Annotated in this window: 15 protein-coding genes; 8 read left to right on the top strand and 7 right to left on the bottom strand. The window is 47.0% G+C overall.

The window, feature by feature from the left end; all coding sequences use genetic code 11:
• The first annotated feature begins 8 nt into the window (after positions 1 to 8).
• On the top strand, positions 9 to 1,055 hold the full coding sequence (locus HHL16_RS01265; protein ID WP_169423325.1) for a tryptophan 2,3-dioxygenase family protein: 1,047 nt from the start codon (positions 9 to 11) through the stop codon (positions 1,053 to 1,055).
• A gap of 96 nt (positions 1,056 to 1,151) precedes the next feature.
• A complete protein-coding gene (locus HHL16_RS01260; protein WP_169423324.1) occupies positions 1,152 to 2,336 on the top strand; it encodes an ATP-binding protein in 1,185 nt (394 codons plus the stop codon).
• Here the strand turns inward: HHL16_RS01260 and HHL16_RS01255 are convergent.
• On the bottom strand, positions 2,333 to 3,175 hold the full coding sequence (locus HHL16_RS01255; protein ID WP_169423323.1) for an alpha/beta hydrolase: 843 nt from the start codon (positions 3,173 to 3,175) through the stop codon (positions 2,333 to 2,335). The genes HHL16_RS01260 and HHL16_RS01255 overlap by 4 nt on opposite strands.
• A 302-nt stretch (positions 3,176 to 3,477) precedes the next feature.
• On the opposite strand from HHL16_RS01255, the gene HHL16_RS01250 reads away from it, so the two are divergent.
• The 6 genes from HHL16_RS01250 to HHL16_RS01225 all read left to right on the top strand — a co-directional run bounded on the left by HHL16_RS01250 (position 3,478) and on the right by HHL16_RS01225 (position 10,149).
• Positions 3,478 to 4,503, top strand: coding sequence for a rod shape-determining protein (locus tag HHL16_RS01250; protein WP_169423322.1), 1,026 nt, complete (start codon positions 3,478 to 3,480; stop codon positions 4,501 to 4,503).
• Positions 4,504 to 4,522: 19 nt separating this feature from the next.
• A complete protein-coding gene (gene mreC, locus HHL16_RS01245; protein WP_169423321.1) occupies positions 4,523 to 5,374 on the top strand; it encodes a rod shape-determining protein MreC in 852 nt (283 codons plus the stop codon).
• Positions 5,371 to 5,904: a rod shape-determining protein MreD gene (locus HHL16_RS01240; protein ID WP_169423320.1), complete on the top strand. Its 534-nt coding sequence runs from the start codon at positions 5,371 to 5,373 to the stop codon at positions 5,902 to 5,904. The genes mreC and HHL16_RS01240 overlap by 4 nt, the downstream gene beginning before the upstream one ends.
• A gap of 69 nt (positions 5,905 to 5,973) precedes the next feature.
• On the top strand, positions 5,974 to 8,046 hold the full coding sequence (mrdA, locus tag HHL16_RS01235) for a penicillin-binding protein 2 (RefSeq protein WP_169423319.1): 2,073 nt from the start codon (positions 5,974 to 5,976) through the stop codon (positions 8,044 to 8,046).
• A gap of 5 nt (positions 8,047 to 8,051) precedes the next feature.
• Positions 8,052 to 9,392 carry a rod shape-determining protein RodA gene (gene rodA, locus HHL16_RS01230; protein WP_169423318.1) on the top strand — a complete coding sequence of 447 codons (1,341 nt, stop codon included), beginning with the start codon at positions 8,052 to 8,054 and terminating at the stop codon, positions 9,390 to 9,392.
• Positions 9,393 to 9,408: 16 nt separating this feature from the next.
• Complete coding sequence (locus HHL16_RS01225; RefSeq protein WP_169423317.1) at positions 9,409 to 10,149, top strand: MBL fold metallo-hydrolase; 741 nt, start codon at positions 9,409 to 9,411, stop codon at positions 10,147 to 10,149.
• A gap of 175 nt (positions 10,150 to 10,324) precedes the next feature.
• On the opposite strand, the gene HHL16_RS01220 is transcribed toward HHL16_RS01225, so the two are convergent.
• From HHL16_RS01220 to rfbA, 6 genes are all read right to left on the bottom strand, one after another.
• Positions 10,325 to 10,762, bottom strand: coding sequence for a hypothetical protein (locus HHL16_RS01220; RefSeq protein ID WP_169423316.1), 438 nt, complete (start codon positions 10,760 to 10,762; stop codon positions 10,325 to 10,327).
• 12 nt (positions 10,763 to 10,774) lie between these two features.
• Positions 10,775 to 11,533, bottom strand: a complete 759-nt coding sequence (locus tag HHL16_RS01215) for a hypothetical protein (protein ID WP_169423315.1) — start codon at positions 11,531 to 11,533, stop codon at positions 10,775 to 10,777.
• A 34-nt stretch (positions 11,534 to 11,567) separates the two neighbouring features.
• Positions 11,568 to 12,119: a sigma-70 family RNA polymerase sigma factor gene (locus tag HHL16_RS01210; RefSeq protein WP_169423314.1), complete on the bottom strand. Its 552-nt coding sequence runs from the start codon at positions 12,117 to 12,119 to the stop codon at positions 11,568 to 11,570.
• 180 nt (positions 12,120 to 12,299) lie between these two features.
• Positions 12,300 to 13,256 (bottom strand): transketolase C-terminal domain-containing protein, encoded by a 957-nt coding sequence (locus HHL16_RS01205; RefSeq protein WP_206022210.1) that lies wholly within the window; start codon positions 13,254 to 13,256, stop codon positions 12,300 to 12,302.
• Between the two features lie 39 nt (positions 13,257 to 13,295).
• Positions 13,296 to 14,351 carry a UDP-glucose 4-epimerase GalE gene (gene galE, locus HHL16_RS01200; protein WP_169423313.1) on the bottom strand — a complete coding sequence of 352 codons (1,056 nt, stop codon included), beginning with the start codon at positions 14,349 to 14,351 and terminating at the stop codon, positions 13,296 to 13,298.
• Positions 14,352 to 14,372: 21 nt separating this feature from the next.
• Positions 14,373 to 15,239, bottom strand: coding sequence for a glucose-1-phosphate thymidylyltransferase RfbA (gene rfbA / locus HHL16_RS01195; RefSeq protein WP_169423312.1), 867 nt, complete (start codon positions 15,237 to 15,239; stop codon positions 14,373 to 14,375).
• Positions 15,240 to 15,320: the final 81 nt, after the last annotated feature.

Here is a 15,320-nt window from a genome sequence, read left to right as displayed (position 1 = left end):
ATTGCTATATGAAAGAAGTACACTACAACGATTATCTGGAGCTGGACAAAATTCTCAATGCCCAGTTCCCCGAAAGCGAAAAGCTCAGTCAGCCTGCACACGATGAAATGCTGTTCATCATCATCCACCAGACCTACGAACTCTGGTTCAAACAACTGTTGTTTGAAGTGGATTCTGTGGCAACCATCATGGAGAAGCCGGTGAACGACAATTCACCTGCGCTGCAAACCGTAGTGCACCGCCTGAACAGGGTGGTGAGCATTCTCAAAGTGCTGGTGCAGCAGATCGATATCATGGAAACGATGACGCCGATGGATTTCCTCGATTTCCGCGATATGCTTCGCCCTGCATCGGGTTTCCAGAGCTGGCAGTTCAAAGAGCTGGAAGCCAGACTGGGACTGCGTTATGAGCATCGCTTCGGTCAACAGTATTATATTTCCCAACTCCGTCAGGAGCAGATCGACATCATCAAAAGAGCAGAGGCGAAAAAAAGCCTGCTTCAACTGCTCAACGGATGGCTCGAAAGAATGCCATTCTTTGAAGAGGAATCACTTTGGAAGAATTATCACTCACTCGGCGCACCGGCCGGAGATACAGGCCTGCATCAGTTCTGGGCAGACTATCGCCAGATCTATTCGGGCAGCCTTGCTGAAGCAGAGAATGCCAACCGTACTTACTTCGATACGGTGTTTCTCGATGCAGCAGCGGGAGGTGAACGTCAGCTTAGCCCGCGTGCGAGCCGTGCTGCATTGTTCATGATGTTGTATCGCGGATATCCTATCATGCAGCTGCCATTCCAGTTGCTGAACAACCTGCTCGAAGTGGACGAACAGATGAGCATCTGGCGCTACCGCCACATGAGCATGGTGCACCGGATCATCGGAACCCGCATCGGCACCGGAGGAAGCACAGGTAAAGAATACCTGAAAGGCGCGCTCGATAAACATTATGTGTTTGCAGAGATCGCAAAGCTTACCAGTTTCCTGATCGAAAGAAGAAGATTGCCGGTGCTGAGCACCGAGATGGAAGAGAGACTGGGGTTTGTGCAGAAGTAAGAAAGAGGTCGACAAATTTAATATTTCATGTTAAAATTGTCGACTAAAATACGTATCATCTCGACAGATTTAATATCTTGTGTTAAATTTGTCGAGATGATAAGGCGAAGATTAGAAGCCAGAATATTAAGCGTATTAAGGCGTTCACCTGCCATGGCACTAACTGGCCCCCGCCAGGTTGGAAAAACTACACTTGCACTCGACATCGGAGAGAAAATTCCCGCTATTTATCTCGATCTGGAAAACAGACTGGATCTGCAAAAAGTCAGTAACATTGAAGCATTTCACGAAGAGAACCGCGACAAGCTGATTATTCTTGATGAAGTTCAGCGAACTCCTGAAATATTTGCTCCTTTACGCGGCATCATCGATAAGGAAAGAAGGAAGGGCAATAAATCGGGGCATTTCTTATTTCTTGGTTCAGCATCGATGGTGTTGTTAAGACAATCTGGAGAATCTTTAGCAGGACGAATAGCTTATTCGGAGTTATTTCCTATCGATGTGCTGGAGTACGCAAATAACAGTGAAGAAAAACTGAATTCACTTTGGGTACGGGGTGGATTTCCTGAAAGTCTTTTGGCAGATTCAGATGAAAACAGTCTTGCATGGCGCCTCGATTTTATCAAAACCTATCTCGAAAGAGACATTCCCCAATTAGGGCCTCGCATTCCTGCAAGAACACTTGAAAGATTATGGACAATGCTTGCACATAATCAGGGCGGAATTCTAAACTCTTCACAGCTTGCCAGAAACCTTGAAGTTTCGAGCCCAACTGTTCATCGTTACCTCGATCTGATGGTAGATCTCCTGCTGATAAGAAGGCTTGAACCCTGGTTTTCCAATATTGGCAAACGTTTGGTGAGAGCTCCTAAAATTTATATCCGGGATAGCGGAATAACGCATGCCTTACTCAATATCAAAAATTACAATGAGTTGCTCGGACACCCTGTAGTAGGTACAAGTTGGGAAACCTTTGTAATTGAAAACATATTTTCAGTATTACCGGTCTGGTGTCATCCATTTTTTTACCGTTCGCCTGGTGGCGCTGAAATCGATCTGATACTTGAATTTGGAGGTAAAGAAAAGTGGGCTATTGAAGTGAAACGGAAAACGGTCCCAGTAGTTTCCAAAGGGTTTCATATCGGTTGTGAAGATATCAAAGCAGACAGAAAATTTGTGGTGTATTCAGGCCAGGACAGGTTTTCAATGGGGAACGACATTACTGCCATTCCCCTTCATGAATTGATGCAACTTTTGCTGGATGAAAAGAGCAGTCTTTAATAAAACCGCTGCTCTATAGTATACGTTTTGTACGGCTCTTTCAGAAATCTTCCTACTACCGCATTGAACTCATCTTTATACACCATTGGTGTAGCATGGCCTGAGTTCGGCAGAATCCACAGATATGCCTTCGGAAGGGCTTTATAGATCTGCATGGTATGTTCTTCGAGAATCACATCGTGATCGCCACCGATCACGAGTGTAGGGGCCTGAATGGTTTTGAGTTGTTCCAATGAGATATGAGGTTGTTCTACCATCAGTCGTACCAGTTTGAAGCCAACCTTATTCGCTTCATTTTTGTTCTTCTCAGGAATGATTTGAGCGTACATGGATTGTACCATGTTCACCACTCCCGGAACCACTGCGGTGGAGTCGGGCCATAGATTGGCTCCGGTGATAGCAAGTTTCTTAACTTTTTCGGGATGCCTGATGGCGAGCAGGAGGCCGTTGATGCCACCGTCGCTCCAGCCGATCACATTGGCAGAATCCACGCCCATGGCCGAAAGCAGGGCGGCGAGATCGTCTGTCATCATCTCATAGGTGAGAGAATCGCCGGCATCTTTGGTTTTGCCGTGAGAGCGGCCATCGGCGAGGATCACTTTATACTTTTTTGCGAAATAAGGGATCTGATTGCTGAAATCTTTAATAGAACCACCGTTGCCGTGAATGATGAGCAACGGCGCACCGCTGCCGTAGGTTTCGGCATACATTTTTACGCCACGGATTTCATAAAATTTGCCGTTGGCAGGATTGTTGCCGTAGGGAACTTTTTTTTCCTGGGAAAATGCCGTCAGGAAAGAAAAAGCAGATACGAAAAGAACAGGAAATAGTTTTTTCATGATTGTTTGTTTTTCGCCCGAAATAGTATCGCATTTGTCAGAAAAATGAAATACTTTTCAAAATACAATTTACAGTATTTGGCGGCGTTAGTGCAAGCGTAGGGATACTGAAAAACCGGTACAGGAAGATCATCCGGATCAACAAACCGAACAAAAGGTTGAATAAGGTTGAAGATGTATCCACACTTGTGAAAAAAATACTGTCAGGATCACTGTTTCACAGTGATTACACTTTGTTATTATCGATTATTTGCATCAATTTTGCAGGCATTACTATCAATCCAAAAATCTGACCTTCTACAATGGGCTTATTTAACTTTTTCACCCAAGAGATCGCGATTGACCTGGGTACCGCTAATACCCTGATTATACATAACGACGAGGTAGTGGTGAATGAACCAAGTATTGTGGCGCTTGACCGGAATAATCCGAAGAATGTGTTGGCGGTAGGGAAAAGAGCCCTGATGATGCACGAAAAAACGCACGAAAGCATCCGTACCATCCGTCCGTTAAAAGACGGTGTGATCGCGGACTTCAACGCGGCCGAGCTGATGCTCCGTGAAATGATCAAGATGGTCTATCCTAAAAAGCCTCTCTTCCCTCCAAGCTGGAGAATGATGATCTGCATTCCAAGCAGCATCACGGAAGTAGAAAAACGCGCTGTTCGCGACAGTGCGGAGCAGGCGGGAGCCAAAGAAGTATACCTGCTGCACGAGCCCATGGCTGCAGCACTCGGTATCGGGATTGATGTAGAAGAACCAGTAGGTAACATGATCATCGACATAGGTGGCGGTACCACCGGTATCACAGTAATTGCACTGGCAGGTATCGTATGCGATCAGAGCATCCGTATCGCTGGCGACGAATTCACTGCTGATATCATGGAAGCCCTTCGCCGCTACCATAGCCTTCTCATTGGTGAGCGTACAGCCGAGCAGATCAAGATCAATATCGGCGCTGCCATGAAAGACCTCGACAACCCACCAGATGATATCCCCGTAAACGGGCGCGACCTCGTTACCGGTATTCCCAAACAGATCATGGTGAGCTATCAGGAAATTGCCGAAGCGCTCGATAAAAGCATCTTCAAGATCGAAGAAGCCATTCTCAAAGCGCTGGAGATGACTCCGCCTGAGCTCGCGGCCGACATTTACCGCAGAGGTCTGTACCTCACCGGCGGTGGTGCCCTGCTCCGTGGTCTCGATAAACGCCTCAGCCAAAAGATCAAACTGCCCGTTCATGTGGCAGACGATCCGCTGAAAAGCGTTGTGCGTGGTACCGGACTTGCTCTGAAAAATTACGAGCATTATCCATTTGTAATGCGATAGAATTTAAAACTTACCTCCATTGCGTAACATTTTTGTCTTCATCAGAAAATTCTTCAATTTCTTTTTCTTCCTGGTGATGCAGATCGCTGCGCTCTACATGCTGTTTCATTACAATCAGTTCCATGAAGCAGCCTTTATGGGGGTAGCCAATGAAATAACAGGTAAAGTAAGCAAGCGTTACAATAACATCGAATACTACTTCCACCTCAAAAAAACCAATGAGAGCCTGGCTAAGGAGAACGAAAGACTCCGCAACATGCTCAAAGAAGATTTTGAAGTGGCCGATACATCCGCTGTTCTCAAAACCGACTCCATCCCTTACGATACTACCGGCATCCGTCGCAAATACCTGTACCGCGATGCCAAAGTGGTAAACCGCTTTCTGGTATTCCCCAACAACTACTTCAGCATTCACCGTGGTACCAACCAGGGTGTGCGGAAAGATATGGGGGTGATCAGTCCCGATGGCGTAATGGGTGTGGTTGTAAATGCCAGCGAAAACTACTCCGTAGTCATGAGCCTCCTTCACCTGCAGAGCAGCGTAAGCGGCCGGGTGAAAAAGAGTGGCGAAACCGGACAAGTGTACTGGGATGGCAAAAGCTCCGACGCCGTTATCATGAAAAATCTCCCCAAGAGTGTACCCATCACCAAGGGAGACAGCATCGTTACAAGCCAGTACGGAACTTACTTCCCGCCGGGCATCCTCATCGGCACGGTCACCGAAATTGTGGACGATAAATCCAGCAACTTCTACGTGCTCAAACTCAAAACTGCCACCAACTTCAGCAGTGTTGAGCATTCCATGGTGGTAGAAAATCTGCAGGCCGAGGAACAAAAGAAATTAGAAGAGGCAGTAAAAAAGAACCAATGAGTGATCTCGTCAGAAATATCATCCGCTTTGTGCTGTTTATCCTGATACAGGTATACGTACTGTTTCAGATACCGCCATTGCATCGCTTTGTGGTGCCTTACCTCTACTTCCTCTACATTCTCTGGCTGCCATTCAATATGCCGAGAGTAGGGGTTACTTTCGTTTCGTTCCTGCTGGGCCTTACGCTCGACTTCTTCACTAAAACACCGGGGCTGCATGCTGCTGCATGTACCCTTATCGGATACCTTCGTCCCTTCCTCATCAATATTCTTATTCCTCAGGAAGGTGCCGACAAAAGTTACAAGTCACCTTCAGGAACCAGCATGGGATGGGCGCCTTACGCTACCTATGTACTGATCCTCACTTTTATTCATAACTTTTACCTGGTATTGCTGGAATGGCTCGATGTAAAATCGTTCGTGTTCCTGCTCGGTAAAGTTGTGGCAACAACCGGCGTGAGCCTGTTGCTGATCATGATCACCGAACTGCTGTTTTTCAGAAAAGAAAAATTCAGAACCAATTCTGTATAACATAGAATTGTTAATTGTCTGGATACATTCAGGTTGCTTCTTAATTTTGAATATTGATTTGCCAATCCTATGGCTCTATTTAACCAGTCGCGCAGTAATATTATCCGGCTCATCTTCGTTGGTGTATTCCTCATCATTATCGTACAGTTATTCAACCTGCAGATATTGTCAAGGCAATACAAGCAATTGGCTATGAGCAATGCCGTATTCCCTAAAGTGAAGTATCCTGATCGTGGAATCATCTACGATCGAAAGGGAAGGGCCATCCTCAACAATACCATCATGTTCGATCTGGTGGTAACGCCCAATGAAAGCCGCAAGACAGATACTTTCGGCCTCTGCGATATCCTCGGCATCGATACCGTTGAATTCCGCAAACGCATGGTGGAAGCAAGAATGAAGAACGGACCTTATCGTCCGTCTATCTTTCAGGATCTGCTTACGCCCGAACTGCATGCACGTCTCGACGAAAACATCTGGAAATTCCCCGGCTTTGCACTCATCGAAAGACCGGTTCGCGTATATCCTTACAATGCCGCGGCTCATATCATGGGCTATATCGGCGAAGCCGATTCCAATATCATCAAACGTTCCGGCGGTTACTACCGCATGGGCGATTATGTGGGAAGAAGCGGTATGGAAGCGTTCTACGAAAAAGTGCTGATGGGACAACGTGGTGTGGAGTACCTTATTAAAGACAATAAGAACCGGCTCGTAGGAAGCTATGAGAACGGATCATTCGATACAGCTGCCGTTGCAGGAAGAAACCTTCGCACACATATCGATATCGATCTGCAACAGCTGGCGGAAAAACTCATCAACAACAAAGTGGGCGCCATTGTGGCCATCAATCCAAAGAATGGTGGTATCCTGGCCATGGCATCCGGACCAACCTACGATCCCAACAGTCTTACCGGTTCCAACAAACAAAAGAACTATGGTCAGCTGGTGCTCGATGTGGCAGGCCCGTTGCTGAACCGCGCTATTCAGGGTAACTATGAGCCGGGCTCTACTTTCAAACCATTGGGTGGACTGGTGGCGCTCAACGAAGGCGTGATCACCCCCAGTTTCGGTTATCCATGCGGGGGAAGATATTTCGGTTGTGGTCACGGCAAACCTGCCTGTACGCACAGCAACCCTGGTCACGCAGCAAACCTGCGACTGGCCATTGCCAACTCCTGTAACTCTTACTTCGTACACATCTATCGACTAACAGTAGACAATAACCGATATGGCAGTGTAAAGAAAGGATATGAAAAATGGAAGGGATACATGAATGCCTTCGGTCTTGGTGCACGCACCGGCGTTGATCTGGTGAGCGAGGTACCCGGGCTGATCCCCGATTCTTCCCGTTACAATCAGGTGTATCGCGGAGCCTGGAACAGCTGTACCAATCTCACACTCGGTATCGGTCAGGATATGATGCAGACCACTCCTCTGCAAATGGCCAACGCCATGTGCATCATCGCCAACAAAGGTTACTACTACGAACCACACTTTGTAGAGAAGATCGATGGCGAAACCAGTGCAGACACGATACTCACCAAATACAAAAAGAAGCACGAAGTGCTCACCAATATTTCCAGCGAAGCGTATGAAGCTATTATGACTGGCATGCAGCAGGTGGTAGACGGATCTGCTTCAAAAGCAAAAATTCCCGGCATCGATATTTGTGGTAAAACCGGTACTGCCGAAAAATACCGCATCATTCAGGGGAGAAGAATCAAACTGGAGAACAACTCGGTATTCGTTTGTTTCGCTCCCCGTGAAAATCCAACGATCGCACTGGCAGTAGTGGTTGAGAATTCTGGTTTTGGTAATACCTGGGCGGCTCCGATCGCCGGTCTGATGATGGAACGTTACCTGAAAGACAGCCTTTCTGCAGACCGCAGGAAAGAAGCAGACAGGATCGGCAATTCGAGCCTGATGCCTTCCTATCTGAAGTACCTGCAATACATCGAAGATTCAGCACGTGCTACCGGCTGGTATGAAAGATATAAGGATAGTTCCATGATCCGCAAGTTCCAGAAGATGAATCCGATTAAGCCGTCATTCCCCAGATCGAAAGAAAAAGCGCCGGCACGCCGCGTAGCATTTGTACTTCCTGACCCCAGATTATTCAACAAACCTTTCAACGCATAACGGAGATGAGTCAACGAAATCCTGCAATATCGAAAGGTGTGGACTGGGTGATGATCTGGTTGTACCTGCTGCTGGTAGCCATCGGGCTGCTGAGTATTTTCTCCGTAACCTATCGCGACGGCGACAATGTGGTGCAAACCTTTCTTGCATTCAAAACAGACTACAGCAAACAATTCTATTTCTTCATAGTGTCGCTGGTGCTGGGATTGTTCATCCTGCTTACAGACAGCAAATTCTTTACTGCAACGGCCAATATATGGTATGCGGTGGGGATGTTGCTATTGTTGCTGGTATTCCCTTTGCACACGGCAGTAAAAGGAACGGAATCGATTATACGTATCGGAGGCTTCAACCTGCAACCGGCCGAATTGATGAAAGTGTTTGTGAACATGGCGCTGGCGAAGTATTTGTCGCGCGTGGAAACAGATTTCAGCAAGCCGCGTTCTCAGCTCATTGCAGCAGCGCTGGTGGTAGTGCCTGCATTGATCTCCATTGCACAGAAAGAAACCGGTCTGGCATTGGTGTTCTTCTCCTTCTTTCTGGTGATGTTCCGGGAAGGTCTTCCTCCCATTTATCTGATCGTTGGTTTCTCGCTCGCAGTGCTGGTGGTAGCCACGCTGGTACTCGATAAAGATATTCTCGCCATCATACTCACGGCCATTGCAGCAGGTGCCATCTATCTGTTGCGCAAACAGATCCGCAGACGCAGAGGTGTGCTCATCGGCATAGTGCTGATCTGGGTAGGATGTGTGGGTGTGCAGCGATTTGTGGTTCCTTTCCTCTTCACCAAAGTGCTGGCGAAACACCAGGTAGAACGTATCTTCTCACTCATCGGTAAAGAGAACCCGTATGCTGCATTGAATACAGTAGAGGGTGATGAAGATCCAACACCCGTAAAGAAAAAAGATACAGACTATAACGTTCGTCAGAGCAAGATCGCCATCGGTAGCGGTGGGGTTATCGGTAAGGGCTTCCTCAAAGGAACGCAAACACGTTTCGATTTTGTGCCCGAACAACGAACGGACTTTATCTTCTGTACCATCGGCGAAGGCTTCGGCTTTGCCGGTTCTGCATTGGTACTGGGCATCTATCTATTCTTATTGCTCAGGATTGTGAATATTGCCGAGCGGCAACGAAGTGTATTCAGCCGCTGTTATGCGTATGGGGTAGCATCAGTATTCTTTTTCCATATCGCTATCAACCTGTGCATGACCATCGGTCTGGCGCCGGTGATTGGTATCCCGCTGCCATTGATCAGTTATGGTGGTACTTCCTTACTTTCGTTCTCGATTATGCTGTTCATTCTCATCAGACTGGACGCAGACCGGCAGATGGTATTGAGGTAATATAAATTTTGTGTGTATGAAAGTTATTCCGCTCAGTGAAGGCGCATTTACAATAGATAGCTCCAAATTATTCGTTCCTTTCGATCTCAATAAAGACGACCTGCAGTCGAGGCCCACAGGCAGCCTGCTGGTAGAAGTGCAACCCTTTGTGGTGATCACTTCTGAAGATGTGCTGCTGCTCGATACCGGCCTCGGTTTCCGCGAACCTGATGGCACACTGCAACTGCATCGCCTGCTTATGGATAACGGCATTAATCCTTCTGAGATCACTAAAGTGCTGATGTCTCATTTGCACAAAGACCATGCAGGTGGCGTTAGTTACACCGATGCATCCGGAAACAAAACACTCAGCTTCCCGCAAGCGAAATATTATATTCAGCGCAAAGAATTTGAATTCGCATTCGAGAAAGGCTTTCCTTCTTATCTCACAGAAGAACTCGAATGTTTGCGCGATGCTCCTAATGTGCATTGGCTCGATGGAGATGGCGTGCTGGACGGATACATAAAATATGAGATCACAGGGGCGCATAGTCCAGTGCATCAGGTATTCCGAATTGTAGATGGAGGCGAAACAGTTTTCTACGGAGCAGATGATGCACCGCAGCTCAATCAGATGAAGAGCAAGTTTGTGGCGAAGTACGATTATGATGGCAAGAAAGCGATGGAGCTGCGTAAGAAATGGTGGGAAGAAGGAGAGGCCGCGAAGTGGACCTTTCTGTTCTATCACGATGTATCAAATCCAGTTTATAGATTTTAGTTCGCGAGCGACTGGGCACCCCCGAAGTTTTTCTCATCTTTCTTCTTTCGGGCAGTCGTTACACAACATTCCAAACAACTTTAAACTTTCAGCAGGGCAATAAGCAAAAAGGCCGCACCGTAACCCTGGTGCAGCCTTGATAGCTAATCTATGTAAACACGAATTAATTTGCTGATCAGTTTGCCTCCTGAAACTTCTCCATCTTTCTTTGTTTCCTTTCCATCAGTTCTTTCTGGAGCATGGTTCCGAATTCTTTTTCTGCTTTGAAGAAGGCATTCACTTTATCTGCAGGCAATGCTTTAGTGAATTCGATATTGTATCTTTTCCGGATGTTCAATACTTTCTCTTCTGTTTCGATTTCTGCTTCTTTATTCAGGCGTGCATCCTGGCGCACTTTGCGCAATTCTGCCGAGTACTTGTTGTAGATGGGCCAGAACTTCTGTGCCTCTTCAGTGCTGAGATCGAGTTTGCGTGTGATGAATGCGATCTTCAACGCTTCTACCCGTTGGCCGGGCTCGCGCATTTTATCGGTTTTCTTTTTGGCACTGTCCTGCGCAAAGGCAGCGGCAGAGAGGAACAATAATAAAGTGAGTATCGATAATATTTGCTTCATGATCTTTGTTGCTTAGTTGGAAATCACTTTGATGAGACTGCTGTTTTTGTCGTAGTACTGTTGCAGTTCTTCATCGCTTACTTCAGAGAACAGATCCTGTACCGATGATGCATCGATGCTGGTTGCTGCCACGCTGTTGTTGTTGCTTTCAGGAGCGATCACCTGATCTTCCAGAAAATGTACCAGTTCATCATCAGATACTTTTTCAATGCCTGTGGATGATACGGTAGATGAACCGGAATCGGAACTCAGAAACCACCATCCGCCCGAAAGCAGCACCAGCGCTACTGCTGCGGCTGCAGCATATTTGCGGATTCTTTTCAGCAAAGGCAGTTGAACTACTTTGGCAGTGGATGCTTCTGCTCTTACTTTATGCAAAATGGTGGCAGGGAGTTGTTCAAAATATCCTGCGGGCACTTCGTAAACGGCAGCGTTTTTCAACGGATTGAGCAGCGGCGAAAAATCGTCGAGTTCTTCCTGTACGAATGCTACTGCTTTTGTTTCTGCTACAGTGTTTTCGGGGAGTTCGGAAAAATATCCTTCAGGTAAATGGTAAGGAGGTGTTTTTGAAATGCTTTTGAGGAGTGGCGACAGCTGATCCAGTTCTTCATCAGCAGACAGATCATTGTCTTTTGCGATGAACAGAATGGCAGATGCGAGCTGCTCAAAATATCCTTCGGGGATGGTGTAAGGCAGTGGCACGGGATAGCTGGAAGCCAGTACCGGACTCAGTTCCTGCAATTCCTTCAATATGTTGTTGCTGCTTTCCATGATCACTCAATAGACCTTATTTGTTAAGATAAGTTTAATGGTTGAGTATGTAATCCTCCACTTTCTTCACTGCGTGATGATAGGAGGCTTTCAATGCGCCCTCTGATGTTTCGAGCACGCGGCTCATTTCTTCGTAAGGCATTTCATCGTAGTAACGGAGCGAGAAAACCAGTTTCTGTTTTTCCGGAAGTTGCTGAATGGCAACCTGCAGTTTCCACTCCAGTTTATTGGCGTCGAAATGTTTATCTGCTCTGATTTTGTTTTCGAGACTTGCTTCCACATCGTTGAAAGATACTGATTGCCTTTTTTTCTGTTGTTCGAGAAAAGTAAGGCATTCATTGGTGGCAATGCGATAGAGCCAGGTGAAGAGCTGCGCATCTTCCCGGAAATTGTCGAGGCCGTTCCATACTTTGATGAATACGTTCTGCAATACATCGTTGGCATCTTCATGATCAACTACCATGCGCCTGATATGCCAGTACAGCCGCTCCTGGTATTTTTTGATGATGGCAGTGAAGGCGCTTTCCCTGGTTGTTGGGTTACGGAACAGGGTAAGCAGCTCACTATCCTGAGTGGTTGCCGCCATAGGTTAGCTATTTATGGGCGTTACTAATTGCACTTAGATTAAAGATACGGTGATTGGTTTAATGAGTGGCTGAAATCGGAACAGATTGGCATACATGCTGTTGTATGGATGGTCCCCAAAACAAAAAAGCTATCCCGGTTGAGGGGATAGCTTCTTAATATGGTGTAAAGATGTTTACGCTTACTTTCTCTTGATCACTTTCTCAACTGCCGCCACGATGTTTGGCGTGTCGAGACCATATTTCACCAGCAGTTCATCTGGTGTTCCGCTTTCGCCGAAAGTATCGTTGGTGCCAACGTATTCGATAGGAACAGGGAAGTTACGGCCTGCAACCTGTGCAATGCTGTCGCCCAGACCACCGAGAATATTGTGCTCTTCCACTGTAACTGCGCATTTGGTTTTGCGGATGGAGTTGAGCACTGCTTCTGTATCGAGTGGTTTGATGGTGTGGATATTGATCAGTTCAACACTGATGCCTTTTTCTTCGAGGATCTTTCCTGCTTCGATTGCTTTCCACACCATGTGGCCGCAGGCGAAAATAGAAACATCGGTTCCTTCGGAGAACTGCTGTGCTTTTCCGATCACGAATGGTTGATTGGGATCGGTGAAGATAGGCCACGACGGACGTCCGAAGCGGAGGTAAACCGGACCTTGATATTCAGCTACGGCCATAGTGGCGAGCTTGGTCTGGTTGTAGTCGCAGGGAACAATCACGGTCATGCCGGGCAGCATTTTCATCATGCCGATATCTTCCAGAATCTGGTGCGTAGCGCCATCCTCTCCGAGTGTAAGGCCTGCGTGGGATGCGCAGATCTTTACGTTCTTGCCGGAATAGGCGATGCTCTGACGGATCTGGTCGTACACACGGCCGGTAGAAAAGTTGGCAAATGTAGTGGTGAAAGGGATCTTGCCACCGATGGTGAGACCGGCTGCGATGCCCATCATATTGGCTTCTGCAATACCTACCTGAACAAAACGCTCAGGAAACTCTTTCATGAACTGGTTCAGTTTCAGTGAACCGGCCAGATCAGCTGTGAGTGCTACTACATTTGAATTTTTACGTGCTGCTTCAACAATGCCATCGCCAAAACCGCTGCGCGTATCTTTTTTACCTGTGGACTGAATATCTTTAAGCATGATGTGAATTTGGATGTTGCAAAGTAAAGGAAACTATGTCTAATTCAGGTCAACGGGCTTGCTCTGATAGAATTTTTCGTCGAGCTTCAGCCGCTGTTCCCACTTCCAGGCGGTAGACATCATGTCTTCCAGGCCGTATTTGATTTCCCAGCCGAGTGAGTTGCGGGCGAAATCGTTGTTGGCATAGATGGCAATTACGTCACCGGGGCGGCGTGGACCGATACTATAGTTCAGCTTCACTCCGCTCACTTTCTCGAAAGTTTTGATGGCTTCCAGAACGGTTACTCCATTGCCGGTTCCGAGGTTGAATACTTCGCAACGCTTTTGGTTATTGCCTTCCATCAGGTATTTGATGCTGAGGGTATGTGCATGTGCAATATCACTCACGTGAATGAAGTCGCGAACGCAACTTCCATCGCGGGTATCATAATCCGTTCCGTGAACAGTCATCTGCGGCAGTTTGCCGATGGCTGTCTGCGTAATGGCAGGCACCAGATTGGCCGGCTTTCCGATGGGCAGTTCTCCGATGAGGATCGAAGGATGTGCTCCAACCGGATTGAAATAACGGAGAAGCACACACTGCGCTTGCGCAGCCTTGCTGAATTCGTTGATGATCTGCTCTCCCATCTGCTTGGTATATCCGTATGGAGACTCTGCAGGTTTGGGAGGCGTAAGCTCTGTAACCGGGATGGTGTCCGGGTTTCCGTACACCGTACAGGATGAAGAGAATACGAAATATGGGATGTTGAACTCCTGCACGCATTTCAGCAGATTGATCAGCGATACGAGGTTGTTCTCGAAGTACATCAATGGTTGTTCCACCGATTCGCCAACAGCTTTGTAGGCAGCAAAATGGATGATGCCGGTGATATCGCTGTTCTCCTGAAAAATGGCGAATGTGTCGTCAAAGTTGCAGAGATCAACTTTGTAATTCTTTATCTTTTTACCGGTTATTTTTTCAATGCCTTCGAGAATGCGGGGAGTAGATCTTGAGTTGTTGTCTACTGAAATTACATCAAAGCCATTTTCAACCAGGTCTACGATTGTGTGAGAGCCGATATAACCACAACCGCCTGTTACGAGTATCTTGCTCATTGGTAGTGAATAGTAATGGTGTTATTGTTCTTTTAATACGTTCATGAGATACTGGCCGTATCCGCTTTTCAGCAAGGGCTGTGCCATTGCTTCGAGCTGTTCTTTGCTGATGAACCCTTTTCTGAAAGCGATCTCTTCGAGACACGCAATTTTGATGCCCTGGCGTTGTTCGATTACCTGAACAAACTGGGAGGCCTGCATCAGCGAATCGAAAGTGCCGGTATCGAGCCAGGCTGTGCCTCTGTCGAGTATCGATACTTTCAGCTTTCCTCTGCGAAGGTATTCCTTATTTACATCTGTAATTTCATATTCTCCGCGCGGGCTGGGTTCCAGTGCTTTGGAAATGGCAACCACTTCATTATCGTAGAAATAGAGGCCGGGTACCGCGTAGGAACTTTTTGGATTCAGCGGCTTTTCTTCGATGGAGATGGCTTTCTTGTCTTTATCGAATTCCACCACTCCATAGCGTTCGGGATCGCTTACATGGTAAGCGTACACGATGCCGCCATCTGGTTTGGTGTTTTTGGAAAGTTGCTCTCCAAGGCCTGCGCCGTAGAAGATATTATCGCCCAGAACCAGCGCCACATCATCGTTTCCGATGAAATCTGCGCCAATTACAAATGCCTGTGCCAGTCCGTTCGGAACTGCCTGTTCTGCATAAGAGAATTGCAATCCCCATTGCTTTCCATCACCCAGTAATCTTCTGAACTGAGGGAGATCGTATGGCGTGGAAATGATCAGTATTTCCCTGATGCCTGCAAGCATAAGGGTAGACAGCGGATAGTAGATCATGGGCTTATCGTAAATAGGCATGATCTGCTTGCTGATGGCGTAGGTGATAGGGTGAAGTCTTGTTCCCGATCCACCAGCCAGTATGATTCCTTTCATCTGATAATTCAGTTTATATGAATATTCAATTGACTGATTGAGTGCTCAAAATAATAAGAAAGCGCCAGAGTTCGAGGGAGA

Source organism: Pseudoflavitalea sp. G-6-1-2 (genome assembly GCF_012927185.1).
GTDB lineage: Bacteria > Bacteroidota > Bacteroidia > Chitinophagales > Chitinophagaceae > Pseudobacter.
Note: the sequence above shows the minus strand (reverse complement) of the source record. Positions and strands in the feature narration are given on the sequence as shown.

Coding starts and splice junctions, on each gene's coding strand:
- HHL16_RS01265 (WP_169423325.1), top strand. CDS start 9: ATGAAAGAAGTACACTACAACGATTATCTGGAGCTGGACAAAATTCTC.
- HHL16_RS01260 (WP_169423324.1), top strand. CDS start 1,152: ATGATAAGGCGAAGATTAGAAGCCAGAATATTAAGCGTATTAAGGCGT.
- HHL16_RS01255 (WP_169423323.1), bottom strand. CDS start 3,175: ATGAAAAAACTATTTCCTGTTCTTTTCGTATCTGCTTTTTCTTTCCTG.
- HHL16_RS01250 (WP_169423322.1), top strand. CDS start 3,478: ATGGGCTTATTTAACTTTTTCACCCAAGAGATCGCGATTGACCTGGGT.
- HHL16_RS01240 (WP_169423320.1), top strand. CDS start 5,371: ATGAGTGATCTCGTCAGAAATATCATCCGCTTTGTGCTGTTTATCCTG.
- mrdA (WP_169423319.1), top strand. CDS start 5,974: ATGGCTCTATTTAACCAGTCGCGCAGTAATATTATCCGGCTCATCTTC.
- rodA (WP_169423318.1), top strand. CDS start 8,052: ATGAGTCAACGAAATCCTGCAATATCGAAAGGTGTGGACTGGGTGATG.
- HHL16_RS01225 (WP_169423317.1), top strand. CDS start 9,409: ATGAAAGTTATTCCGCTCAGTGAAGGCGCATTTACAATAGATAGCTCC.
- HHL16_RS01220 (WP_169423316.1), bottom strand. CDS start 10,762: ATGAAGCAAATATTATCGATACTCACTTTATTATTGTTCCTCTCTGCC.
- HHL16_RS01215 (WP_169423315.1), bottom strand. CDS start 11,533: ATGGAAAGCAGCAACAACATATTGAAGGAATTGCAGGAACTGAGTCCG.
- HHL16_RS01210 (WP_169423314.1), bottom strand. CDS start 12,119: ATGGCGGCAACCACTCAGGATAGTGAGCTGCTTACCCTGTTCCGTAAC.
- HHL16_RS01205 (WP_206022210.1), bottom strand. CDS start 13,256: ATGCTTAAAGATATTCAGTCCACAGGTAAAAAAGATACGCGCAGCGGT.
- galE (WP_169423313.1), bottom strand. CDS start 14,351: ATGAGCAAGATACTCGTAACAGGCGGTTGTGGTTATATCGGCTCTCAC.
- rfbA (WP_169423312.1), bottom strand. CDS start 15,239: ATGAAAGGAATCATACTGGCTGGTGGATCGGGAACAAGACTTCACCCT.